This is a genomic window from Polynucleobacter sp. MWH-Aus1W21 (assembly GCF_018687275.1).
Lineage (GTDB): Bacteria > Pseudomonadota > Gammaproteobacteria > Burkholderiales > Burkholderiaceae > Polynucleobacter.
In genome coordinates this window covers 1,297,428-1,322,239 of the sequence record NZ_CP061287.1, presented here as the reverse complement: position 1 = coordinate 1,322,239, position 24,812 = coordinate 1,297,428, and the positions used below count along the sequence as shown (strand labels likewise).

General features: G+C 45.8%; 23 protein-coding genes and 2 tRNA genes. 16 read left to right on the top strand and 9 right to left on the bottom strand.

The window, feature by feature from the left end:
- The first annotated feature begins 67 nt into the window (after nucleotides 1-67).
- From ICW03_RS06795 to ICW03_RS06780, 4 genes are read left to right on the top strand one after another with little or no spacing between them, the layout of a single operon-like run.
- Nucleotides 68-2,257, top strand: coding sequence for a TonB-dependent receptor (locus ICW03_RS06795; RefSeq protein WP_215346743.1), 2,190 nt, complete (start codon nucleotides 68-70; stop codon nucleotides 2,255-2,257).
- Between the two features lie 26 nt (nucleotides 2,258-2,283).
- Complete coding sequence (locus tag ICW03_RS06790) at nucleotides 2,284-3,519, top strand: sialidase family protein (protein WP_215346741.1); 1,236 nt, start codon at nucleotides 2,284-2,286, stop codon at nucleotides 3,517-3,519.
- Nucleotides 3,516-3,998: a TlpA disulfide reductase family protein gene (locus ICW03_RS06785; RefSeq protein WP_215346739.1), complete on the top strand. Its 483-nt coding sequence runs from the start codon at nucleotides 3,516-3,518 to the stop codon at nucleotides 3,996-3,998. Before ICW03_RS06790 ends, ICW03_RS06785 begins: the two co-directional genes overlap by 4 nt.
- A gap of 49 nt (nucleotides 3,999-4,047) precedes the next feature.
- Nucleotides 4,048-4,542: a copper chaperone PCu(A)C gene (locus tag ICW03_RS06780; protein WP_215346737.1), complete on the top strand. Its 495-nt coding sequence runs from the start codon at nucleotides 4,048-4,050 to the stop codon at nucleotides 4,540-4,542.
- Between the two features lie 86 nt (nucleotides 4,543-4,628).
- On the opposite strand, the gene ilvD is transcribed toward ICW03_RS06780, so the two are convergent.
- A complete protein-coding gene (gene ilvD, locus ICW03_RS06775; RefSeq protein ID WP_215346735.1) occupies nucleotides 4,629-6,320 on the bottom strand; it encodes a dihydroxy-acid dehydratase in 1,692 nt (563 codons plus the stop codon).
- Between the two features lie 229 nt (nucleotides 6,321-6,549).
- Between ilvD and ICW03_RS06770 the strand changes: the two genes are divergently transcribed.
- Nucleotides 6,550-7,179: a response regulator transcription factor gene (locus ICW03_RS06770; protein WP_215346733.1), complete on the top strand. Its 630-nt coding sequence runs from the start codon at nucleotides 6,550-6,552 to the stop codon at nucleotides 7,177-7,179.
- Nucleotides 7,180-7,257: 78 nt separating this feature from the next.
- Nucleotides 7,258-8,220, top strand: coding sequence for a helix-turn-helix domain-containing protein (locus ICW03_RS06765; RefSeq protein WP_215346731.1), 963 nt, complete (start codon nucleotides 7,258-7,260; stop codon nucleotides 8,218-8,220).
- A gap of 59 nt (nucleotides 8,221-8,279) precedes the next feature.
- On the opposite strand, the gene glnK is transcribed toward ICW03_RS06765, so the two are convergent.
- The 3 genes from glnK to ppa all read right to left on the bottom strand — a co-directional run bounded on the left by glnK (nucleotide 8,280) and on the right by ppa (nucleotide 10,890).
- Nucleotides 8,280-8,618, bottom strand: coding sequence for a P-II family nitrogen regulator (gene glnK / locus ICW03_RS06760; protein WP_068323619.1), 339 nt, complete (start codon nucleotides 8,616-8,618; stop codon nucleotides 8,280-8,282).
- A gap of 71 nt (nucleotides 8,619-8,689) precedes the next feature.
- The gene (locus tag ICW03_RS06755) at nucleotides 8,690-10,309 is read right to left on the bottom strand and encodes an NAD+ synthase (RefSeq protein WP_215346729.1); all 1,620 of its coding nucleotides are present in this window, start codon (nucleotides 10,307-10,309) and stop codon (nucleotides 8,690-8,692) included.
- Between the two features lie 44 nt (nucleotides 10,310-10,353).
- Nucleotides 10,354-10,890: an inorganic diphosphatase gene (gene ppa / locus ICW03_RS06750; protein WP_215346727.1), complete on the bottom strand. Its 537-nt coding sequence runs from the start codon at nucleotides 10,888-10,890 to the stop codon at nucleotides 10,354-10,356.
- A 183-nt stretch (nucleotides 10,891-11,073) separates the two neighbouring features.
- Between ppa and ICW03_RS06745 the strand changes: the two genes are divergently transcribed.
- From ICW03_RS06745 to ICW03_RS06730, 4 genes are all read left to right on the top strand, one after another.
- Nucleotides 11,074-13,134, top strand: a complete 2,061-nt coding sequence (locus ICW03_RS06745) for a sodium-translocating pyrophosphatase (RefSeq protein WP_215346725.1) — start codon at nucleotides 11,074-11,076, stop codon at nucleotides 13,132-13,134.
- A gap of 103 nt (nucleotides 13,135-13,237) precedes the next feature.
- A complete protein-coding gene (locus ICW03_RS06740; RefSeq protein WP_215346723.1) occupies nucleotides 13,238-13,435 on the top strand; it encodes a hypothetical protein in 198 nt (65 codons plus the stop codon).
- A gap of 61 nt (nucleotides 13,436-13,496) precedes the next feature.
- A complete protein-coding gene (vapB, locus tag ICW03_RS06735; RefSeq protein ID WP_215346721.1) occupies nucleotides 13,497-13,730 on the top strand; it encodes a type II toxin-antitoxin system VapB family antitoxin in 234 nt (77 codons plus the stop codon).
- A complete protein-coding gene (locus ICW03_RS06730; protein ID WP_215346719.1) occupies nucleotides 13,730-14,128 on the top strand; it encodes a type II toxin-antitoxin system VapC family toxin in 399 nt (132 codons plus the stop codon). Before vapB ends, ICW03_RS06730 begins: the two co-directional genes overlap by 1 nt.
- 88 nt (nucleotides 14,129-14,216) lie before the next feature.
- Here ICW03_RS06730 and trxB read toward each other — a convergent pair whose 3' ends face one another.
- Nucleotides 14,217-15,173, bottom strand: coding sequence for a thioredoxin-disulfide reductase (gene trxB / locus ICW03_RS06725; protein ID WP_068323588.1), 957 nt, complete (start codon nucleotides 15,171-15,173; stop codon nucleotides 14,217-14,219).
- Nucleotides 15,174-15,212: 39 nt separating this feature from the next.
- Between trxB and ICW03_RS06720 the strand changes: the two genes are divergently transcribed.
- From ICW03_RS06720 to ICW03_RS06700, 5 genes are all read left to right on the top strand, one after another.
- Nucleotides 15,213-17,525 carry a DNA translocase FtsK gene (locus ICW03_RS06720; RefSeq protein ID WP_215346717.1) on the top strand — a complete coding sequence of 771 codons (2,313 nt, stop codon included), beginning with the start codon at nucleotides 15,213-15,215 and terminating at the stop codon, nucleotides 17,523-17,525.
- A gap of 6 nt (nucleotides 17,526-17,531) precedes the next feature.
- Nucleotides 17,532-18,215, top strand: a complete 684-nt coding sequence (locus ICW03_RS06715) for an outer membrane lipoprotein carrier protein LolA (RefSeq protein ID WP_215346715.1) — start codon at nucleotides 17,532-17,534, stop codon at nucleotides 18,213-18,215.
- Between the two features lie 53 nt (nucleotides 18,216-18,268).
- Nucleotides 18,269-19,579 (top strand): serine--tRNA ligase, encoded by a 1,311-nt coding sequence (gene serS / locus ICW03_RS06710; RefSeq protein WP_215346713.1) that lies wholly within the window; start codon nucleotides 18,269-18,271, stop codon nucleotides 19,577-19,579.
- 11 nt (nucleotides 19,580-19,590) lie between these two features.
- Entirely contained in the window at nucleotides 19,591-19,998 is a 408-nt protein-coding gene (locus tag ICW03_RS06705) for a hypothetical protein (protein WP_215346712.1), read from the top strand.
- A 51-nt stretch (nucleotides 19,999-20,049) separates the two neighbouring features.
- Nucleotides 20,050-20,139: transfer RNA gene (locus ICW03_RS06700), tRNA-Ser, on the top strand.
- 64 nt (nucleotides 20,140-20,203) lie between these two features.
- Here the strand turns inward: ICW03_RS06700 and ICW03_RS06695 are convergent.
- Nucleotides 20,204-20,470, bottom strand: a complete 267-nt coding sequence (locus tag ICW03_RS06695; protein ID WP_215346710.1) for a hypothetical protein — start codon at nucleotides 20,468-20,470, stop codon at nucleotides 20,204-20,206.
- 487 nt (nucleotides 20,471-20,957) lie between these two features.
- On the opposite strand from ICW03_RS06695, the gene ICW03_RS06690 reads away from it, so the two are divergent.
- Nucleotides 20,958-21,034 (top strand) — tRNA-Ile (locus ICW03_RS06690).
- A gap of 115 nt (nucleotides 21,035-21,149) precedes the next feature.
- Here the strand turns inward: ICW03_RS06690 and ICW03_RS06685 are convergent.
- From ICW03_RS06685 to ICW03_RS06675, 3 genes are read right to left on the bottom strand one after another with little or no spacing between them, the layout of a single operon-like run.
- Nucleotides 21,150-21,866: a ribonuclease activity regulator RraA gene (locus ICW03_RS06685; protein ID WP_371819862.1), complete on the bottom strand. Its 717-nt coding sequence runs from the start codon at nucleotides 21,864-21,866 to the stop codon at nucleotides 21,150-21,152.
- 27 nt (nucleotides 21,867-21,893) lie between these two features.
- Nucleotides 21,894-23,630 carry an L-arabinonate dehydratase gene (araD, locus tag ICW03_RS06680; protein WP_215346709.1) on the bottom strand — a complete coding sequence of 579 codons (1,737 nt, stop codon included), beginning with the start codon at nucleotides 23,628-23,630 and terminating at the stop codon, nucleotides 21,894-21,896.
- Nucleotides 23,631-23,666: 36 nt separating this feature from the next.
- Nucleotides 23,667-24,797, bottom strand: coding sequence for a mandelate racemase/muconate lactonizing enzyme family protein (locus ICW03_RS06675; protein ID WP_215346707.1), 1,131 nt, complete (start codon nucleotides 24,795-24,797; stop codon nucleotides 23,667-23,669).
- Nucleotides 24,798-24,812 lie beyond the last annotated feature (15 nt).

Here is a 24,812-nt window from a genome sequence, read left to right as displayed (position 1 = left end):
ATAGCCTAGCTATGTAGTTGGCAACGATTTCATCAATACGTTGCCGTGTTATCAAGTGGAGTAGTAAATGTTATTTCAGCAAAAGAAAATCAGTGCATGCGTAGGCATGTTATTTGGTTCAGTACTTATTAATGCGCAAGCGCAAATTGCGCCACCGCCAGACTACGACCAGAAGTTAAAGAGCGTGACCGTAACAGCCACCCGCTCAGGCACCCCATTGGATGAGATCCCCTTAAACACCACGATCCTTACCAAAGAGGCGCTGGAGATATCGCCGGATCAGACAATTGATCAAGTCTTAAAGAATGTACCTGGCGTCATTTTGAATGACACACCTTACTATCAAAAGGATCCCACCGGTCAAAGTATTAACGTGCGTGGTCTTGGAAACGCGCGAACACTGGTTCTGATCGATGGGTTGCCTGCTAATGATGCTTTCTATGGCACAGTCCAATGGAATTTGGTGCCTATGTCAGCCATTGACTCTGTTGAGTTTATTCGTGGTGGCGTTTCTAGCTTGTGGGGTAACTACGGCATGGGTGGCGTCATTAACATTAAGACTAAAACACCTGTTAATAGTCAACAAGATGCGTCTGCAAGTATCGGCTCTTTTGGAACCTATAACGTAGCCGCATCTAAAGATATCATCGCGTCAGAATCCTTGCAATTAAGATTTTCTGCGGACTATTTCAATACCAATGGATATCAAAATATTTCCACACTAGCCCCTGCATCTTCTAGCAGCATTAAAAATGGCCAAGGTGATGGTAGTTCCCACAATTCTAACTTTCGTCTGCAGGGATACTTTAAGGCTACTCAAGATACCAATGGTTTCTTTCGCGTGGGTTATCACACTATGTCCGATTTATCCTCGGGGTATAACTTCGCTACAAACATCATGCAAGAGACGGATGTTGCCGCGGGATCTACGACAAAGTTGGCAGACAAGGCTAAGGTTGATGTCAATTTCTTTTACGAGAATACGAACTTTAATAAGCAAAATGGCTCAACCACGACCACGAGATCAAATAATATTGCAGCTAATACACCCTACATTAATGCTAACTACAAAGACCCCTACAACACTGTAGGTGCATCAGCTCAATTCACTCAAGATTTAACCGGAGCGATAGATCAATATTTGGTTGGCGTGGATGCTAGAAATATTGCAGGGTCTAATTTGACCAATAACCTAAACAATAATGGCACTGTTGCAGCAGTCAACTACGGGCAAGGCCAGCAAACATTTTTAGGTCTATTGGGTCAACTAAAGTCTAAGGCTCAAATGATGCCTCTTGAAACCACCCTAGCAGTTCGTGTTGACCAATGGAGTAGTCAAACGCCTACTAGTTATAACGCTGGTGCAAATGGCATGAATCCTGCATATCAAAGTATCCCCAATCAAAGCAAAACTCAGCTCAGTCCAACCTTAGGCTTTTTATACAATCTGTCAAATAATTGGGATTTAAGAACGGCAGCCTATCAGGCTTTTCACGCGCCTGGTTTAAATAACACTTTGCGTTCCTATGGATCCTCAAGTGGCTATAGTTTTGCTAACCCTAATTTGACGCCTGAAACCATGACTGGTTATGAAGTTGGAACAGACTACCGCTGGAAGGGCGGCTTTGCGCAATTAACAGCATTTAATAACTATATTCAGAATGCAGTTGCAACCTACAGCCTTTCAAGCCAAAGCTCAAGCGACGTAGCCTTAGCTAGAAGTCTTTGTGGCGCCACAGGGAACCCCTTGGCTGGAACTGGAAATGTAGGTATTTGTAATTCAAAAAATATCAGTTACTACACCAATAATCAAAACCTTCTAAGTCAAGGTATCGAGTTCCAGTTCCATCACGACATTAACTCTAAATGGGCTACTGATGCGAACTATGCATTTACTAGTACCCAGCTAACCATGAGTGCTACAAGTGACCCAACGGGTAAACAAGTAGGCGGTGTTCCGCAAAATATATTGGGTGGAGGAATTACTTACTATCCAGTGCCTAATGCGAGCTTGACTGCCAATGTGCGTTATGTCGGTAGCTCTTGGCTTAATACTTCCAATACTTTGCCGGTGGCTTCTTATGCTGTGGTTGGGTTACGTGCAAACTATGAGGCTTCCAAAAACACGACGATTTATGCATCTGCAATCAATTTGTTTAATCGTCAATACAACACGTTTGGAACCGGTGGCAGCAATACTAGTTACACATTAGGCTCGCCTCAGGTTATCACTGTGGGTGCTCGTGTAGTATTTTGATGGTGAATCTTATTAATCGTCACCTCATGAAATGCTTTACCGCCAGATGGATTCTTGCGGTGGCCCTTGGATTTGGTTCGATTGAAGTGGTATTTTCTCAGGCGAACCACTCATCGCCCATGGGTGGTTCGTCCATAAAACCTGCAGTATGTAGTGGGTCTGGTTTGGAGTGCGCAAATGCTGCAACGCCATTCTTCAGCCAGGATGGAAAGTTACTCTTGGCATGGACTGCTAATGGGGTGGTTTCTGTGGCCCAATCAATGGACTTGGGGAAAACCTTTTTGCCTGCAGTCAAAATTGCTGATCATGGTAAATCGCTTGATACTGGTAGTGATGCAAGACCACAAATTGTTTCCGAAAAAAATGGTAATGTATTTCTAGCCTATAGCTTCTTTAAAGACTCCAACTGGAATGCGCAAATTAATACTGCTCGGTCTGAGGATGGGGGTAATACTTTTACCGCGCCAGCCTCACTGGTAAATGATGGCTCGAGTCAGCGCTTCCCATCGGTTCTGATAAAGCCAGATGGCAATATCTTTATCTCATGGATTGATAAACGTTTAGTTGCAGCAGCAAAGCAGGGCGGCGAAAAGCGCTTGGGCGGTTCCATTGCCTATTCAACTTCTCGAGATGGCGGCAAGACATTTCAGGCGGAGTATTTTGCTAATGAGAGTAGTTGTGAGTGCTGTCGTATTGGCGCAGCACTAGATCCACAAGACCAGCCAGTTATTATCTACCGAGCTATCTTTCCTGGCGGTATACGAGACCAGGCTTCTCAAGTGATCTCCAGTAAGGGTGCTGAGTCCGTTCGTAAAGTCGCTGTCGATGATTGGAAAACCGATGCATGCCCACATCACGGTCCATCTATTGCTATTTCTGGTACCGGAAAATTCCATGTTGCTTGGTATACGCAGGGTAGTAAGCGTTCTGGCGTGTTCTATGCGAACTCTAGCAATCAGGGGTTGACTTACTCAAGACCAAGTAGGGTAGGCGCAGAAGGGGCTAACGTTGCAAGACCCTATCTTTATTCCTCAGGTCAGAAAGTATGGCTGGCATGGAAAGAATTTGATGGCAAGAAGTCTTCGGTCTTTCTGAAAGAGTCTATAGATGATGGTGGCAACTGGAGTTCACCTAAAATATTGGCAAGTACCGTTGGGTACAGCGATCATCCCCTGTTATTAGATAGAGGGAACGAAGTATTTTTATCTTGGTTAACGCGTGACGATGGCTATCAATTAATGAATATTGGACAAAAGCAATGAAGCGGTTTTGGTCAGCAATCTTCTTTACCTTATTTCTTTCTGTCGTTGGTCTGGCGCAGGCAGATACAGCTACTTTGAAGCCCTATCAAGCAGGAGATTGGAAGTCTATAACTAAAGCAAGCAATGGCGCGCCACTGGCAGTGCATTTTTGGGGTGTTACCTGCCCAGCGTGCGTCAAAGAGATGCCGCAGTGGGGTCAATTTCTTAAAAAAAATCCAAATGCAAAAGTGGTCTTTATTCAGGTTGATGATGTTTCTCAAGATGCAATTAAAAAAATGCTGACTAAGGCGGGTTTGGATAAGGCAAATAATTATTATGTTGCCACTCCATTTGATGAGCGCTTACGTTATGAGATTGACCCGCAGTGGCATGGAGAAACCCCTACAACGATCATGATTGATAAGGTCGGCAAAGCTACTCGGAAAACTGGCGGGGTAGATTTTCAGAAGTTGCAAAGCTTCATGGGCAGCAAGTCATAGTCAACGCGCATGCCAACCCCATATAAATACTAACTAGGAGAATACAGAAATGAAATCAACTCTATCGAAAGCGTTATTTATTGTTACTGGCGTAGCAATGGCTGGCGCAGTCTTAGCACAAGGCGTCTCTAAAACGGTGACAACGAATGCGATCAAAATTGAGGGTGCTTATACCCGTGCAACCGTTCCTGGGCAACAAGTAGCTGGCGGCTTTATGAAAATTGAGAACAAGGGCTCTGCCGATCAATTGGTATCTGCTAGCTCACCAGTTGCTGGTGAAGTGCAATTGCACGAAATGGCAATGGATGGCAATGTTATGAAAATGCGTCAGGTAAAAGATATCGCTGTCCCTGCTGGTGGCGCCGTAGAATTGAAACCAGGCGGTTTACATCTCATGTTCATGAATATTAAGGCGCCATTGGCTGCTGGTGAAACTGTTCCAGTCAAACTCAAATTTGCTAAAGCAGGCGAAGTAGAGGTAAAGATGCCTGTAAATGCGATGGGTAACCCAGGTGCAGGTCATGGCGGAGCGATGAAGCACTAAGATTTGGATACAGACTCAGCGGTAATGCTGATGTAATAAAAAAGCCCCTAGATTTACTTAGGGGCTTTTTTAATAATCAAAATTAATTAAATATCTAAATCTCGATCAGTTACCGCACCTTTGCTAGCGCTACTTGCAAGACTTGCATATTTAGCTAACAAGCCGCGGGTATAGCGAGGCTTTGGTTGAACCCAAGCTGCACGACGCTTAGCGATCTCTGCCTCATCCACGTTGAGTTGAATGAGTAGCTTGTGCGCATCGATCGTGACTGAGTCGCCTTCATTGATGAGGGCGATTGTGCCGCCGACATAAGCTTCTGGGGCTACGTGACCAACTACCATGCCCCATGTGCCACCAGAGAAGCGACCATCGGTAATGAGGCCTACAGACTCGCCTAAACCTTGGCCAACGAGGGCGGAGGTAGGGGCGAGCATCTCGCGCATACCAGGACCGCCTTTAGGACCTTCATAACGAATCACAACGATGTCACCATCTCTGATCTTTTGCGCCATGATGGCTGCCATAGCGTCATCTTCAGAATCAAATACGCGTGCAGGGCCAGTGATGGAAGGGTTCTTGAGGCCGGTAATCTTGGCAACACAGCCCTCAGGAGAGATGTTGCCTTTGAGGATAGCCAAGTGACCTTGCTTGTACAAAGGATTGTCTAGAGTGCGAATTACTTTCTGATCGGCGCGTGGCACTGATGGCACATCTTTTAAAACTTCAGCAATTGTTTTGCCAGTAATCGTCATGCAATCACCGTGAAGCAATCCACCATCGAGCAAAATCTTCATCACTTGCGGAATGCCACCAGCTTGATGTAAATCAGTTGCTAAGTAAGTGCCTGATGGCTTCATATCAACGATCACAGGAACACGCTTGCGAATACGCTCGAAGTCATCAATAGTCCAATCAATTTCAGCTGCGCTAGTAATGGCCAAGAAATGCAATACAGCATTCGTAGAGCCACCAACTGCCATGATCACGCTCACGGCGTTCTCAATAGATTTTTTGGTGATGATGTCGCGTGGGCGCAGGTTGTTTTTAACGGCTTCAACTAAGACGCGTGCTGATTCAGCTGCGCTGGCAACCTTCTCGGCATCAACGTTGGCCATCGTAGAAGAGTAGGGCAAGCTCATACCCAAGGCCTCAAATGAAGAGCTCATGGTGTTGGCTGTATACATACCGCCACAAGAGCCGCTACCTGGACAAGCGTGTTGTTCAACGCCTTTTAAATCTTCTTCACTCAACCGACCAGAAGTAAATTCACCAACCGCTTCAAATGCGGAAACAATATTGAGCTCTTTGCCTTTGTAATGGCCTGGTTTAATCGTTCCGCCATATACATAAATACCAGGAACGTTCGTGCGGGCTAAAGCCATCATGCCGCCTGGCATATTTTTATCGCAGCCACCAATGACGACTACGCCATCTTGCCAAAGCCCATTGACACAAACTTCAATACTATCGGCAATGACTTCGCGTGAGACGAGAGAATATTTCATGCCCTCGGTACCCATGCCGATACCATCAGAAACTGTCGGGGTGCCAAATACTTGTGCTTTTGCTCCTGCTACTTCGAGAGCTTCAACAGCAGCGTCAGCTAATTTTTGTAAACCACTATTACAAGGGGTGATAGTGGAGTGACCATTCGCAACGCCTACCATTGGCTTTACGAAATCCTTTTCTTCGTAACCCATTGCGTAATACATCGAACGATTAGGTGCGCGAGCGACCCCTTCGGTGACCATGCGCGAGCGTTCATTTAGGCGTTTCATGCTTATTACTCCAGAAAAGGTTTTTGTCGAAAGGCTCTATTGTGCCGTGAGATGGAATCAAAGGTTCCCTAGATTGTGGGAATAGACTCAATAGAAATAAATGCTGCACTGCAACACAAAAATGCCAATGAAATCATTGATTTAGGTCTAAATATTAGCTAGATAGCTAATAGCTTCTTGGTATCCACTGAAGTACATTAGCTCATCTATATTTTTTCCTTTGAATTCAATGACTAAAGTCGGCCATATCTACCTAATTGATGACGATGAATCCATGCGCATTTCTCTCTCAAGAATGCTGCGGGAACTCGGTTATTTGGTTGAAGACTATGCGTCTGCAACCCTGTTCTTGGAGAAGTCTGTTCCGGTATCACCGGCGGTCATTCTGCTAGATATGCAAATGCCAGATATGACAGGCTTAGATTTGCAGGAGAGGCTTCTCAAGTTCGGTCGCAAGACCCCCATCATCTTTGTTAGCGGTCAAAGCCACCCCCATCAGATTGTTCAAGGGCTGAAGAAGGGTGCAGTAGATTTCTTATTCAAGCCTTTCAACCTAGAAGAGCTATTAAAAGCGGTAGCAGATGCAATTGACTTTGATAGTCACCAGCTCAAGCGCATTTCATTGGATGTTGAGGCAAAGAAGGATTACGAAAGCCTAACCCCAAGGGAGCGCGAAGTCTGTGGATGGCTCGTTAAAGGCCTTTTAAACAAGGATATTGCGGTAAAGCTAGGAACAACCGATGCCACAATTAAGGTTCACAAGGCTAGGGTGATGGACAAAATGCATGCGGATTCAGTTCAGGTTTTGGTGAAGAAGTATCTTGAGTCCAACCTTGAGAATCACCCTTTAAATAATTAGCTTTGTGGCTAATTACCCTTACACCATTTTGGCATTACTATCAATCTTGTTACTTCCACATGAGATGGTCGCTGAGCAGTGAATAAATCTGACAAACTTCCGGAGATTCGTAAAGAAGCATTTACTAAGGCTAGAGAAAGCCTTGGTTTAAGCACAAAAGAATTATCTGGAATGGCTTGTCTATCTGCTCGCCAAATTGAGCAGATTGAGAATGGAGAGAGCAGCAGTTTCTATGGCGCTCAAGTTAAATTCATGGCGGCAAAAAAAGTGGCAGGTCTATTGAAGATCACTCCAGAAGAGGCATTTGATTTTTCTGGTATGACGCAACCTGTAAAAGCAGTTGAAGTGGAAGAAAAATTGCGTGAGGAGGCAGTAGCTTCTGTAGTAGATAGAAAAGCAAGGCCTGGAAAAGCCAAGCAAATAACAGAAGAAAAAACAGAAGAAAAAACAGAAGACAAAGAAGCTACACCAGTAGCTTCGGTTGATCCTAAGAGGAAAAAAATAATTCTTCTCTTGGTAATTGCGGCGACAGTGATTTTTTCTGTGGTGAACTTACGTCCTTTATTTTTCCCTGAGCCGGTTAAAGAAGAGTTAGTCATTATTCAAGAGGTTGCGCCAGAGGCCCCGCCGGCAAATACGCCCGCTGAGCCTTCACCAGCTCCACAAGCTGCTGTTGCTGCGGTTGCGGCTACATCGACGGATTGTCCAACTGCTGATTCTTCGGCTCTCAATTACAGGCCAGATGCACCTAAAAAAGCGGGCGACATGGTGTATTTGCAATCTAAAACTGCACAAACTGTTTGCGTAGTGGATGCTACCGGTAAAACTCAAAACAAATTGCTTGAGCCTGGCGTTGGAGCGAGTGTGTACGGTAAGCCGCCGTTCAAGGTATTAACTGGTGGATTAAATCAGATAGATTTGTATTACCAAGGCGCAAAGGTGCGCACTGGTAATACGAACAGCAAGACCATTACTTTGGAGCCAGCTGAAATTGTTCAGTCTGTAGCTCCAGCCATCGCTACAGACTCACAATTGCGTTAATTCAAACAAAAACAGCGGCCAATTAAGCCGCTGGTTTGGGTAATGCATTTAATTGATCGTTAAACTGCTGCGTTATCGGTTTCACCGGTACGAATACGAATCACTTGTTCAACTGCAGTAACGAAAATCTTTCCGTCACCAATCTTGCCAGTACGTGCCGCTTTAGTAATAGCCTCGATAGCAGCCTCGACTCGGTCATCAGCAACTACAGCCTCTACTTTTACTTTAGGCAAAAAGTCGACTACATACTCAGCGCCACGGTAGAGTTCAGTATGACCTTTTTGACGGCCAAAACCTTTTACTTCAGTCACTGTCAGGCCTGTAACGCCTACTTCAGCCAAGGATTCACGTACTTCGTCGAGCTTGAACGGCTTAATGATGGATGTAATTAATTTCATTTATTCCCCCTAATGCAGTAATCATACCTAGAACTTGAATAGCTTGCCAAAAATGGCTATTTTCAGGCTGTCTAGGCTCTAAATTGTGAAGTGATTGGGTAGCGCCAATCCCGCCCAAAAGCACGGGTCGTCACGCGAACCCCCGGGGGTGCCTGACGACGCTTGTATTCATTTAGCTTGATAAGGCGGGTAACCTTTTCGACACTCTCTGCATCAAAGCCTGCGGCAATAATTTGGGCGATGGATTGGTTTTGTTCCATGTAGCGCTCAACGATTCCATCCAATACTTCATAAGAAGGCAAGCTATCCTGATCTTTTTGGTCAGGGCGTAATTCCGCTGAAGGGGCGCGAGTCAATATACGCTCTGGAATGATGGGCTTAATGCTGTTGCGATAGGCGCATAAGCGATACACCAAAGTCTTGGCTATATCTTTAATGACTGCAAAGCCGCCAGCCATATCTCCGTAAAGGGTGCAGTAGCCAACTGCCATTTCACTTTTGTTACCAGTAGTTAAAACGAGTCGACCAGTTTTATTCGAGAGAGCCATGAGTAGTGTGCCGCGCACACGTGCCTGAATGTTCTCTTCAGTAGCGTCAACATTTAAACCTTTAAATTGTTCGGCTAGAGAAGTCTCTAAAGCATCAACCGGCCCGCTGATTGGAATCTCATCGTATTGCACCCCTAGGTTCTGCGCCATCTCACGCGCATCGATCCAAGAGATGTCTGCTGTATAGCGTGAAGCCATCATGACTGTTCGCACCTTATCAGCACCTAGGGCGTCTACGGCAATTGCCAGTACCAAAGCAGAATCTACGCCGCCAGATAGGCCAATAATCACGCCAGGAAAGCGATTTTTGGTGACATAGTCACGTACGCCCAAGACCAGAGCTTGATAGGCTTGTGCCTCAACAGACTGGGGTGGGGTAATCAAACCCTTTTCCAGCTCGCCGGATGAGGAGGCCGCAACAACACCTAAACCAGTTTCAAACTGAGGCATTGCCATTACAACTTCGCCTTTGCTATTTAAAGCAAATGAGCCGCCATCAAAAACCAATTCATCTTGTCCGCCAACGGCATTGACATAGACCAGTGGCATTTTGGTTTGGGCAATATGTCCACGCAATACATCAATGCGTAGCGCTTCTTTTTTCAAATGGTACGGCGATGCGTTTGGCACAAGCAGTACTTGTGCGCCAGCGGCATGCGCTTGTTTAGCAGGGCCAGCATGCCAGGCATCCTCACACAGAATCAATCCGTAATGAATGCCATCGCATTCAAATACACAGGTCTGATTGCCGGGGACAAAATAGCGCACTTCGTCGAATACTTCATGGTTAGGTAATTCTTGTTTCGCATAGCCTGCAATGACTTTGCCGTCTTGTAAAACGGATGCATAGTTTTGCAAACCTGCAGATGTCTTTTTGGGGTGACCAACGATAACGGTCAAACCAGAATACTGGGTCAACTCTTTCATCAAGAGTTCAAGCTGCTCTTGCGCCGCTTCAATAAAAGCAGGGCGGAGTAGTAGGTCTTCCGGGGGGTAGCCGGTGAGCGAGAGTTCGGGGGTTACTACGAGTTTGGCGCCTTGAGAATAGGCGTCTAGGGCGGCCTTGTGAATCAGTTGCGCGTTGCCAGCCAAATCACCCAGTAATGGGTTGATCTGGGCTAAAGCAATTTTCTGTGCACTCACTCCGATTCACAAAGCCTTTGCTGATAATGAATTCAATAAATTGATTAAGCGTGCTCTTTGTTGTAGCGCTCGATACCTTCAAGAATTTCTTTATGAGCTTCAGCAACACCACCCCAACCTTTAACTTTTACCCACTTACCTTTTTCGAGATCTTTGTAGTGCTCAAAGAAGTGTTGAATTTGATTCAAGCGCAATGGATTCATATCTTCTGGTTTTTGCCAGTGGGTATAGATGGGCAAAATTTTGTCTTCAGGAACTGCTAATAATTTAGCGTCTTGACCGCCTTCATCTTCCATTTCTAATACGCCAATAGCGCGGCAAGAAACAACCACACCAGGAATTAGTGGGAAAGGAGTAATTACGAGAACATCAACAGGGTCGCCATCACCAGCGATCGTTTTATTGATGTAGCCATAGTTACATGGATAGTGCATTGCAGTACCCATAAAACGGTCAACGAAAATTGCGCCAGACTCTTTATCCACTTCATACTTGACTGGATCAGCGTTCATTGGGATTTCAATAATGACGTTGAAGCTTTCAGGGATCTTTTTACCTGGCTTAACTTTGTCGAGACTCATAAATACTCCGAATAGTGATTAGTAAATACCCTGATCCTATCAAGGGGGTGCAGGGGTGATTCTGTTACATACTGGTAAAGCTTAAAGACCATAGTTTAAAGCTTTCGGGAACCGGGTCTATCTAAGTGCAGGGTATGCAAAACAATAAAGATTAACAAATGATTAACTTTAGGGAGTTCAAGCATGAGTAATGTCACTTTAGGCTTGTATTTTGCCTTGGCGTGCGGTGTCCTAGCCGTGATTTACGGTTTTGTGATGCGCGGCTGGATCTTGAAGCAAAGTACGGGTAATGCCAAGATGCAAGAGATTGCTGAGGCAATTCAGCAGGGTGCGGCGGCTTATTTGTCGCGCCAATATAAAACGATCGCTATTGTTGGAGTGGTTTTAACCATCCTCATGGCACTCTTCCTCGATTTTGCGACTGCCATCGGCTTTGTTATTGGCGCCGTTCTCTCTGGCGCCTGTGGCTTCATTGGCATGAATGTTTCGGTTCGTGCAAACGTTCGTACAGCAGAAGCGGCCACCAAGGGGATGAACGAAGCCCTGAATGTGGCCTTCAAAGGTGGCGCAATTACCGGCATGCTAGTGGTGGGCCTCGGACTCTTGGGTGTTGGTTTGTTCTTCATGTTCCTTGTGTCGATTGGCGCAGGACAAGACCTCTCTTCTGTATTGCACCCGCTGATTGGTTTGGCATTTGGATCTTCACTGATTTCGATCTTCGCCCGTTTGGGCGGCGGCATCTTCACTAAAGGCGCTGACGTTGGTGCTGACTTGGTCGGTAAAGTCGAAGCGGGTATTCCGGAAGATGATCCACGCAATCCTGCAGTGATTGCAGACAACGTTGGCGATAATGTGGGTGACTGCGCTGGTATGGCGGCAGACTTATTTGAAACGTATGCAGTGACTTTGATTGCAACCATGGTATTGGGTTCACTCATGGTTACCGGTGCGCCAGTAGCTGCAATTATTTATCCGTTAGTACTCGGTGGTGTTTCAATCATCGCCTCCATCATTGGCTGCTCATTTGTAAAAGCAACTCCTGGCATGAGAAACGTTATGCCTGCTTTATATAAAGGCTTGGTCATTGCTGGTGGTTTATCACTGATTGCTTTCTACTTTGTAACTAATTTCATCATGCCGGACGATGCTTTGGGTATTGCAGGCAGTCAATGGCGCTTGTTTGGTTCAACTCTAGTGGGCTTGTTGCTAACAGCTGGATTGGTATGGGTTACTGAGTACTACACCGGTACCCAGTTCAAGCCAGTGCAACATATTGCTGAAGCATCTACTAAAGGCCATGGTACGAACATCATCGCTGGTTTGGGTATATCGATGAAGTCGACTGCTTATCCAGTGCTGTTTGTATGTGCAGCAATTTTTGCGGCGTATTGGTTGGCTGGTTTGTATGGCATTGCGATTGCAGCAACTGCCATGTTATCGATGGCTGGCATTGTGGTTGCGCTTGATGCCTATGGCCCAATTACGGATAACGCTGGTGGTATTGCAGAGATGGCAGGTTTGCCACAATCTGTGCGCGACATTACTGATCCATTAGACGCGGTTGGCAACACCACTAAAGCAGTGACCAAAGGTTATGCGATTGGTTCAGCAGGTTTGGCATCACTCGTACTCTTTGCTGACTACACCCATGCCTTAGAGGGCATTGGTCAGCAAGTATCTTTTGACTTGTCTAACCACATGGTGATCATTGGCCTCTTTATTGGCGGCATGATTCCTTACTTGTTCGGTGCGATGGCAATGGAAGCAGTTGGTCGTTGCGCTGGTGCTGTGGTGGAGGAAGTGCGTCGACAGTTCCGCGATATCCCTGGAATCATGGAAGGCACTGCTAAGCCTGAGTACGGCAAGGCAGTAGACATGCTCACTTCAGCTGCCATTAAAGAAATGATCATTCCTTCGCTCTTGCCAGTGGTTGCGCCAATCGTTGTAGGTCTCTTGTTAGGGCCTGCTGCATTAGGTGGCTTACTCATGGGCACAATCGTGACCGGCTTGTTTGTGGCGATCTCGATGTGTACCGGTGGTGGTGCTTGGGACAATGCGAAGAAATATATCGAAGAAGGTAACTTTGGTGGCAAAGGTTCTGAAGCCCATAAAGCTGCAGTAACTGGTGATACCGTAGGTGACCCTTACAAAGATACTGCGGGTCCTGCTGTTAATCCGCTGATTAAGATCATCAACATCGTGGCATTGCTCATCGTGCCATTGTTGCCCGTGATTTCACGTTAAGCAATAAAACCGCAACATACAAAAACGCCTAGCATTGCTAGGCGTTTTTTATTGGTATCGCCATTTTGATATTGCGGTCATTGGTTTAATTATTATTTAACGCATGCAAAAAATTAAATTAATTAAAGTATGCGTAGATGCTTCAAATCCCAAAACCTTTCCAAAGGGTTTTGTTGATATTGAGGCATTAAATCTTGTTACAGAGATGCAAATCTTGGTGCATGAAGGGGAAGATGATCTGGAGTGGGAAATGTTAAATAGAAGTTCTCCTAAGCCCCGTATAGACAAGGCTTCCTCTTAAAGGGGTTGAAATTAGGCTAAGTGCGATATACAATTGCTATATACATATGGAGGGTCAAATTTTGGTTATTTCAACAGTGTTTACCAACAACCGTACTCAGGCGGTGAGATTGCCTGCAGAAATGCGATTGCCAGAAAATGTGCGCAAGGTTAACGTACGCTCAAAAGGTCGTGAGCGCATCATTGCACCTATAGAAAATATGTGGGACAACTTCTTCTTGGGTGAAGCAGGTGTAAGTGAAGACTTCATGAACGAAAGAGGCTCTCAGGAGCAAAGCGATAGAGAGTCTCTCTAATGCTTAAGTACCTATTGGACACAAATATTGTTATTTATGTCATAAAGCAAAAACCACTAGAGGCGCTTAAAGTATTCAACAAAAATGCTAATCGTATGGCTATATCAGCAATTACATTGGCAGAGCTAATTTATGGCGCCGAAAAAAGTGCAAACGTAGAAAAAAATCTCAATGTTATTGAAGACTTCATTAGCCACTTAGAGGTTTTGCCCTATGACATTGCTGCAACTCAACATTATGGGCAAATTAAAGCTTTTCTAGAGCGTGCGGGTCAGCCCATTGGAGTAAATGATATTCATATTGCAGCTCACGCCAGAAGTCACGGCTTAACTCTGGTTACCAATAATATGTCTGAGTTTAAGAGGGTTCCAAACCTTGCTCTTGAAAACTGGGTTTAAGCATCGTCCCTAAAACAAAAACGCCTAGCAATGCTAGGCGTTTTTTTTATTACTGAATTACTTGGTGACAAAGGAACAACTTGGATTTTTATTCCAATGTTTCTAAGTAACGCTGCGCATCTAATGCGGCCATACAGCCTGTGCCAGCGCTGGTAATTGCTTGACGGTAGATGTGGTCTTGTACGTCGCCAGCTGCAAACACACCAGGGATATTGGTAGCGGTGGCATTGCCTTCAAGCCCTGAGTGGGTCTTAAGGTAACCGTTGTTCATATCGAGCTGACCAACAAAGAGTTCAGTGTTTGGCTTGTGGCCAATGGCAATAAAGGCACCAGTTACGGCGATGTCTTCAGTGCTGCCATCTTGTTTCTTGATGCGCACACCAGTAACACCTTTTTCATCGCCAAGCACTTCATCAAGAGTAGCATTCAATTTCAATTCCACTTTACCTTCAGCCACTTTCGCCATCAAGCGATCGTTCAAGATTGGCTCAGCGCGGAATTTATCGCGACGATGAATCACGGTAACTTTTTTAGCAATGCCGGTGAGGTAAAGAGCCTCTTCAACAGCAGTGTTACCACCACCCACTACGCAAACATCTTGATTGCGGTAGAAGAAACCATCACAAGTTGCACAACCAGATACTCCGCGACCCATGAATGCTTCTTCACTTGGTAAGCCGATGTATTGAGCGGAAGCACCGGTACAAATAATTAAGGCATCACAGGTATAAGTTCCAGAATCGCCAACCAAGCGAATAGGTTTCTCTTTTAGGGCTGCTGTATGGATGTGATCAAAAATGATTTCAGTATTGAAGCGTTCAGCATGCTTCAAAAAGCGATCCATGAGCTCAGGGCCTTGAACGCCATCGGCATCCGCGGGCCAGTTTTCAACGTCGGTTGTGGTCATTAATTGACCGCCTTGAGCCAGCCCAGTAATGAGGGTGGGGTTCAAATTGGCTCGGGCAGCATAGACAGCAGCTGTGTAGCCAGCAGGGCCTGATCCGAGGATGAGAACTTTGGAGTGTTTTGGGGTATTTGTAGTCATATTCAAATTATAGATTTGCTTGATTACAATCGGTAGAACATGGCAAGAACCACATATCCGAAGTCCAAGGCTCCATTGAGCCCCGAGCCCCCAGAGAACGTCGGGCAGGGCAGGATGCCCCGCCTCTTATTAGAGGCCCGCTGGTTCATCTCCCTAGGCCTTTGCCTGGGCTTATTTGCCATTTTGCTGACCTACTCCAAGGCTGATCCAGCCTGGTCCCACGCCAGTTTTGAGACCCCAAAGAACCTCGGCGGCCGTTTTGGGGCCTATTTAGCCGATTTAATGCTGTATGTCTTTGGTATTTCTGCCTTTTGGTGGGTAGCCTTGTTTGGGCGCCGCGTCCTCGATGGCTGGCGCGAGCTTTGGAGTATTCCTTTGCCGCCGGATCCAGAGGCTAAGCCGGACTCCTTATTAATGCGCTGGTTAGGCTTTGGTCTGACTTTAGCCTGCAGCATGGGTCTTGAGTCTATTCGGATGCATTCGCTGTCCTGGGAGCTTCCTAGACCGCCTGGTGGCATTTTGGGCGAGCTGATTGGCGACCCATTGCAAATGTCCCTCGGTTTTACTGGTGCCACCCTGGTTTTGCTATTTGGCTTGTGTGCTGGCCTATCTCTTTTTCTACATTTCTCTTGGTTGGATATCGCTGAAAAAGTAGGACGTTTCTTAGAGGTGTCTTTCCACCGCATTCGCGAACGTCGCGATAGTGAAGAAGATCGCAAGTTAGGTGAAGCTGCTGCAGAAGAGCGCGAAGAGTTTGTAGAAGAATTCCGTGGTCGTGTTGAAGTTGCTGCGCCAGTGCAAATAGTGCGTGCACCTGTTGAGATTCCAAAGAGCGCTCGAGTAGAGCGTGAGAAACAACAACCTCTGTTTGTGGATATTCCAGATTCTGAGTTGCCACCACTCGCATTGCTTGATCCAGTGCCCGAAGCAAAAGAAACCATCTCTGCTGAGGTATTGGAATTTACTTCTCGTTTGATCGAGCGAAAGTTAGCAGAATTTAATGTGCAGGTAACCGTCATCGCTGCGTACCCAGGTCCAGTGGTGACGCGCTACGAGATTGATCCAGCAGTTGGTGTGAAGGGTAGTCAGATTGTCAACCTCTCACGTGACTTAGCGCGCTCATTAGGCGTAGTCAGTATGCGTGTAGTAGAAACGATTCCTGGTAAGACCTGTATGGCCCTAGAGTTACCAAATCCAACACGTCAATCTGTCTACTTGTCAGAGATTCTTACTTCACAGGTTTATAACGACAACCACTCATTGCTGACTCTGGCTTTAGGTAAAGATATTTCTGGCAGCCCAATGGTGGCTGACTTGGCGAAGATGCCTCACTGCTTGGTAGCGGGTACTACTGGTGCTGGTAAGTCGGTTGGTATCAACGCCATGATCTTGTCATTGCTCTTTAAGGCTAAGCCTGATGAAGTGCGTTTGATCATGATCGATCCGAAGATGCTAGAAATGGCAATCTACGACAAGATCCCGCATTTGTTATGCCCAGTAGTAACAGACATGAAGCAGGCTTATAACGCGCTCAATTGGGCTGTGAATGAGATGGAGCGCCGCTACAAACTGATGAGTAAGTTTGGAGTACGTAACTTAGCTGGCTTTAATAAAAAGATTTTAGAAGCAGAAGAAAAGGGTGAGAAGCTCACTAATCCATTTAGCTTGACACCAGATGATCCAGAGCCAATCTACAAGGCACCAGTAATCGTCATCGTGATCGATGAGTTGGCTGACTTGATGATGGTTTCAGGTAAGAAGATTGAAGAACTGATTGCACGTATTGCTCAAAAGGCACGTGCTGCTGGTATCCATTTGGTTTTGGCAACACAACGTCCGAGTGTGGACGTGATTACTGGTTTGATTAAAGCCAACGTACCAACCCGTATCTCATTTCAGGTGAGCTCGAAGATCGACAGTCGTACGATTCTGGATCAACAGGGCGCGGAAGCGTTGCTTGGTATGGGTGACATGCTTTACATGGCCCCAGGTACCGGCTTACCAGTGCGCGTACACGGCGCCTTTGTATCCGATGATGAAGTGCATCGCGTAGTTGAGTGGCTCAAAGAGAAGGGTGAAGCCAACTACATTGATGGTGTTCTCGAAGGTGCCGATGAATCCAATGTGGATGCATTGACTGGTGAGAGCGGTGGCGAAGCCGATCCACTCTATGACCAAGCTGTTGCTATCGTCTTAGAGAACAAACGCCCATCTATTTCTTTAGTGCAGCGTCATCTGCGCATTGGTTACAACCGTGCCGCACGTCTCCTTGAGGATATGGAAAAAGCAGGCCTCGTATCCAAAATGGGTAATGGTGGCAATCGCGAGATTTTGCATCGCCCTTCAGAGTAAGAATCCATGTCAAGATTTCTAATTTCAGCAATTCTTGCGATTGCAAGCATTCTGTTTGCAGGTGCAGCGCTCTCACAATCCGAGGGTGGCGCTGAGCAATTACGTCAATTTGTGCGTAACTCTAAAACCGCTGAAGGTGATTTTGTGCAACAGCAGTTACGTGCACTTAAGGCCAACGAGCCGCAAGATAAGGGATTGAAAGTTCTGCGTCAAACGCAAGGACATTTTGTATTTCAGCGCCCAGGCCGTTTTATTTGGGATACACAGAAACCATATGAGCAAAAATTGATTGCGGATGGCAAGCAATTAATCTTGTGGGATAAAGATTTGAATCAGGCAACCTTTCGTCCAGCAGGGCAGGCTTTAGCATCTACGCCAGCAGCCATTCTGTTTGGCGAAACTTCACTAGACCAGCACTTTGATCTAGTAGAGGGCGAAGAGCGTTTGGGAATGAAATGGGTTTCACTGACCCCTAAAAAAGATCCGAATGCGAAGAGCAAAAATGATCTGCCTTATACAAAGATCTCCATAGGTATGGCTAACGGCTTACCCAAAGCCCTTGAATTAACTGATGGGCTAGGCAGCGTGGTTCTAGTTACCCTGGATAAGATCCAGCTCAATGTCAATTTGCCTGCTAATCGCTTTACCTTTACTCCGCCTGCAGGGGCAGAAGTCTTGCGCTTAAACTAGAGCCACAATATTCACTAAGCACTAAAACAGAACAAACCAAACCAGAGCAACATATGATTGATCCGCAATTACTCCGTAAAGATATCGCCGCAGTTGCTGCACGTTTAGCTACTCGCAAATTCCAATTGGATGTTGAGAAATTCAACGCCCTGGAATCGGAGCGTAAATCGTTGCAAACCCGTACTGAAGAATTGCAAGCTAAACGCAATCAATTGTCTAAGGCAATTGGTATGAAAAAAGGTAAGGGTGAGGATGCTTCTGCTGAGATGGCTGAAGTAGCGCAAGTAAACACCGATATGGAATCTGGTTCTGCCCGCTTAGCAGTGCTTCAGGCAGAAATTTCTGATTTCTTAATGGGCATTCCGAATCTCCCAGACGAGTCTGTTCCAGCTGGTAAAGACGAAACTGAAAACAAAGAAGTAAAGCGTTGGGGTGAGCAGCCCATTTTTGATTTTGAAATTAAAGATCACGTAGATCTTGGTGGCCCATTAGGTCTAGACTTTGAAGTGGCAGCCAAGATTAGTGGTTCACGCTTTGTAGTACTCAAAGGACCAATCGCCAGATTGCACCGTGCCTTAGCGCAGTTCATGATCGATACCCATGCCACAAAGCATGAGTATCAAGAAGTCTACGCACCCTATATGGTGAACGCTGCATCTATGCGCGGCACAGGTCAGTTGCCGAAGTTTGAAGAAGATTTATTCAAGGTCCCGCGTCAAATGGGTGGTGAAGATGAGGGCGGCGAAGCAAAAACAGAAAACTTCTACTTAATACCAACAGCAGAAGTGCCTGTTACCAATTTAGTTCGCGATGAAATCGTGAACGCCGATAACTTACCAATGAAGTTTGTAGCTCACACACCATGCTTCCGCTCAGAAGCAGGTAGCTATGGCCGTGATGTGCGCGGCATGATTCGTCAGCATCAGTTTGACAAAGTAGAGTTGGTGCAGATCACCAAACCAGAAGATTCTATGCAAGCTTTGGAAGATCTCACAGGTCATGCAGAAAGAATCTTAGAGCTTCTAGAGCTGCCTTATAGAAAAGTACTGCTCTGCACGGGCGATATGGGCTTTGGTAGTACCAAGACTTATGATTTAGAGGTTTGGGTGCCATCACAAAATGCGTATAGAGAAATTAGTTCATGCTCCAGCATGGGTGACTTCCAAGCGCGCCGCATGCAAGCTAGATTTAAATCCGGCCAAGGCAAGCCAGAATTAGTACACACCTTAAATGGCTCAGGCTTAGCAGTGGGTAGAGCATTGGTAGCCTTGCTAGAGAACAAGCAGCAAGTAGACGGTAGCATTGCGATTCCGAAAGCGCTGCAGCCTTACTTGGGCGGCTTGGAAGTACTCAAGCCAATTTAAAGTTAGAGCAAATGAATAAGCTCTCATTATTTTTAACTCTCATCTGTGCGGCATTGATTTCTCCAGTTGTTTTGGCGACTGAGAAAACCTATCGGTGCGAGGTTTTGAGTGATGCCTACATCAAAAGCAATGGAGAGTTGGATATCGTTAAAGATAGCCCCAGAGTTGGCCAAGAATTTGCAGTGGTCAAGAAAACCGGGGAAGTAGTTGGCGATGTGATGGATTCTTTAGGAAAACCAAAAGTCATCGCATCTGGAAGCAACGGCAATGCTTACAAAGTTATTTGGACGCAAAAGTCTGCAGGTAAGAATGGCGCCTTTGTGGACTATCTCAGTATCGAAGGATTTGCAAAAGACGGTAAGAAGCCTTTTGGATTCTTCTCTGGTGCACTCCTTATGACAGGCGTTTGCGATCAATAGATCAAAAAGCAGTAGGCAGAATCATCGTTTAAGTTTTATCTTAGACACACCGGAGAGGTGGCAGAGTGGTCGAATGTACCTGACTCGAAATCAGGCGTAGGGTCAAACCTACCGAGGGTTCGAATCCCTCCCTCTCCGCCAGATTGTCAATAGATAAAAGGCTTTACCAGTCTAATTATCTTTTTCCCCACAGTTTTCCCCACAATCATTCTTCAAACCTCTCTCTACTATGTAGTTGATCCGTTAGTGTATCTTTTGGTGGTGGACATACCGCTCTACTATGGCGCTCTTCGTCAACGGCAGTAGCCTCAAAGTCTTTGGCAAGCTGCAATACCAGTTCCTTAGCTACAGCTAGCTTTGATGCTGGAATGACTATGCCGTTCTTTATAAGGCGTTCTAACTGGAATTCTTTAAAGGTCTGGGTTTTCACCTTCCCAGCGTACTCTGCATTACCTAAACCTTTTTTGCTCATGCAGCTAATGTAACAAAGTAGGGGGTGGGTATTAAGAAAGTGAGTTTTGATCAACCCACCGTACCACCACCAACCCTTTTACGGCTTGGTTCAATATAGATCTATGCATAGTATTTTGCTCAAGGGGTGGGGCCTTCTTATGTTTCCGATCTTCATTACTTGCGCTGCATACAAACACCCCCCGTCATCTTTCTACACAAAAACAGGGCAATGGGCACATATATTTTTTTAAAGCCTTCTTCCGGACGGCGGATTTAATTAAGAGCTAAGAGTTCGGTTGGTTAGGCCAGAGGACTCATAAGAAAGAAGCCCAAGAGGTCTTGTAACAAAGACCTCAATGATTTCAAGAGGTTAGTGGTGAATTAGGAGGTATAAATTCACCGCACACCGCTTACACACCGGGGCATTTTTCATGGTGTGTAGTAAATGCAGTTTTAGTGTGGTTTTGAAGTGGTTAAGAAGTACAAAACAGCATGTAAAGATTAACGGGCCCATAGCTCAGTTGGTTAGAGCAGAGGACTCATAATCCTTTGGTCCCAGGTTCAAGTCCTGGTGGGCCCACCAGAAATGAAAATACCAACCTTCGGGTTGGTATTTTTTTGAGCGTCACTTAAAGTAACGCTTACGAATAGAACCGCCCTGTAATCGTGCTACTTGAAATTCTTTCAATAGAAGGTTTTCAACGTTTGTTGTTTTCACGCCAGCTCTTAAAGGCGGCTACATTAGCTTCATCTGTGGGTGGATATAGGCCAATAATAGTTTGTCCTTCCATAACCTTTTCAGTTACGAAATCCTCAAATGCGGTCATTTCAAAGGCCTCATTGGCAATGTCATCAACAATATTTGCAGGAATGACAACGACACCTTCAGCATCGCCAACAATGATATCCCCGGGGTAGACAGGCGCTTCCCCGCAGCCTATCGGAACGTTGATATCGAGTGCGCAATGGACTGTTAGATTTGTTGGAGCGCTTGGTCTCTGATGATAGGCAGGAATTGCTAGCTGAGCTATTGCTGGAGAGTCGCGGAACCCACCATCAGTAACAATGCCAGCCACACCACGTTTCATTAATCGAGCCACCAAAATAGATCCTGCGGAAGCCGCTTTCGGGTTATTGCGACTATCAATTACCATTACAGCGCCTGGGGGACAATCTTCAACGGCGGCACGTTGCGGATGTTTGGGATTTTTAAATACCTCAATCGTATTGAGATCTTCGCGAGCAGGAATGTATCGTAGCGTAAATGCCTCGCCAACCATATTAGGGTGATTTGGATTTAAAGGATGCACATTTTGAATGAATTGATTGCGAAAGCCCTTCTTGAATAAGGCAGTGCAAATTGTTGCAGTGCTGACACTCATCAATTTATTTTTTGTAGTGGAGTTAATGGCCATGGCAATATTCTCTTGATTAAATATAAGTTAGTAAATGTCAGGCTCGGAGACTGGCTTTCCAAATGATGTTTCCAGAAAGTCAAAGTCGCAACCATCTTCTGCTTGTAGGATATGTCGGCTAAACATCCAGCCGTACCCCCGCTCATACTTTGGTTCTGGCGCTCTCCATGCTGCTTTGCGCATTGCAAACTCTTCGTCGCTAATATCTAGCTGAATTTTTCGGTTTGGCACATCCACAGTAATAAGATCACCTGTCTTTACAAATGCAAGTGGACCTCCAATATAGGACTCTGGGGATGCGTGTAATATGCATGCGCCATAACTTGTTCCACTCATGCGTGAGTCGGAGAGTCGCAACATGTCTCTTACGCCTTGCTTAACTAGCTTTGTTGGGATTGGGAGCATTCCCCATTCCGGCATTCCTGGGCCACCTTTTGGTCCAGCATTGCGTAGAACCATAATGTGGTTTTCAGTAACATCTAGATTTTCATCGTCTATGGCTGCTTTCATGTCTGAGTAACTATCAAAAACTAGGGCAGGGCCAGTGTGTTTCAAAAATTGAGGTGCGCATGCGCTTGGCTTTATGACTGCGCCACCTGGAGCAATATTTCCTCGCAGCACTGCAAGCGCTCCTTCCTTGTAGATGGGGTTCTCAAGGGATCGAATTACGTCCCTATTATGTGTTTGTACTCCTGAAATGTTTTCACCAACAGTTTTTCCGGTAACTGTTTTTGCATTTAGATGAAGATGAGGGGATATCTCTTTCATTAGCGCTGGCAGTCCGCCTGCATAATAAAAGTCTTCCATGAGGTACTTGTCACCACTTGGGCGAATATTGGCTATCACCGGTACTTTTCTGCTTGCTGAATCAAAGTCATCTAGGGATACTGTGCAGTCTTCACCTGCGCGTCTTGACATAGCCACTAGGTGAATAATGGCATTTGTACTACACCCCATTGCCATGGCAGTGTTGATGCCATTTAAAAAGCTTTCTTTTGATAGGATTTTTTTTGGCGTTAAATCATCCCACACCATCTTAATAATTCTACGGCCGCAGTTAGCTGCCATTCGGGGGTGATTTGCGTCAGACGCTGGAATGCTTGATGCGCCTGTAAGGGTAAGCCCAATTGATTCTGCAATGCCCATCATGGTGGCTGCGGTTCCCATAGTCATGCAAGTACCATGACTGCGTGCAATGCCACCTTCTACTTCGAGCCATTGGATATCGGTAATTTTTCCAGCACGTCGATCATCCCAGTATTTCCATGCATCTGCACCAGAGCCCAATTTTTGACCATTCCAGTTGCCGTTTAACATTGGCCCAGCGGGGAGATAAATCATTGGAACCCCAGCAGATAATGCGCCCATGATGAGTCCAGGGGTTGTTTTGTCGCAGCCACCCATTAATACAACGCCATCAATGGGATGGGATCTAATGAGCTCTTCAGTTTCCATGGCGAGCATATTTCGATAGAGCATTGTGGTTGGCCTAACAAATGCTTCTGCAAGAGATATTGCGGGGAGCTCAAGAGGAAATCCACCTTCTTGAAAAACGCCACGCTTTACATCTTCTACCCGCTGCTTAAAATGGGTGTGACAGGGGTTGATATCTGACCAAGTATTAATAATCCCAATTACTGGCTTGCCTTTCCAGTCTTCTGGGCCATAACCCATTTGCATAGCGCGTGAGCGATGTCCAAATGAGCGAAGATCATCTGGCGCAAACCATCTTGCGCTGCGTAAGGTTTCTTTGGTCTTAGACATATGAGTTTAATTTTCTCTGTTAATGTAATTTTCAGATTACATTGTGCCAATCTCTGCGCTCTCTCGTACCCATGAGCGAGCCTGTTCGCTGATGGATACTCCCAGGCCAAGTCTGGTTGGAACTAGCATGCGGCCATCTTTGATTTCAATGCGCTCATTAAACAATGGTTCGAGCCACTCAAAATGCTCAACCCAGGATTGTTTTGGGTATGCGGCGGCCAGATGAATATGTAGCTCCATAGCAAAGTGGGGTGCCAACATGAGTCCAGCGTGTTCAGCTAAACCTGCAATTTTGAGGAAGGGTGTAATGCCGCCAACTCTAGGGCCGTCTGGCATTAAGTAATCTGCTGCACGATGACGAATGAGGTCCCAATGCTCCCCGGCACTAGTTAACATCTCGCCGGTAGCAATAGGGGTATCGAATTGTGCTGCCAATGCTGCATGCCCCTCGTGGTCATAAGCATCTAATGGCTCTTCAATCCAAATCAGATTAAATTGTTCGAAGATGCGACACATACGTTGAGCAGTTGGACGATCCCATTGTTGGTTTGCATCAACCATGATTGGTGTGCCGTCACCTAAATGCTTTCGCACGGCGGTAACACGTTCAATATCCTTAGCATGATCTGGTTGGCCTACTTTTAATTTGATGCCACCAATCCCACGCTCAATGGATGCTTTTGCGTTAACTAGTAGTTGATCAATTGGCGTATGTAAAAAGCCGCCAGAGGTGTTATAGCAAGGCACTGAATCGTGATGCGAGCCCAATAGTTTGGCTAGGGACAATCCTGCACGTTTTGCTTTTAAATCCCAAAGCGCTACGTCAAAGGCGCCAATAGCTTGCGTGGACATTCCACTGCGGCCAACAGATGCACCTGCCCAACAAAGTTTGTCCCAAATCTTGGCAATATCACTTGGATCTTCGCCGATTAAAGTAGGGGCAATTTCTTTTGCGTGAGCATATTGTCCAGGGCCGCCGGCACGTTTAGAGTAACTAAATCCAACTCCTTCAAACCCATTCTCAGTCGTGATTTCTACAAAAAGAATCACGATTTCAGTCATGGGTTTTTGACGACCTGTTAATACCTTTGCATCACTAATAGGATTTGCTAAAGGTAGGTAGCAGGAGGAAACGCGAACGGATTTAATTTTGTCTTGAGTAGTCATTAAATTTCTCTATGT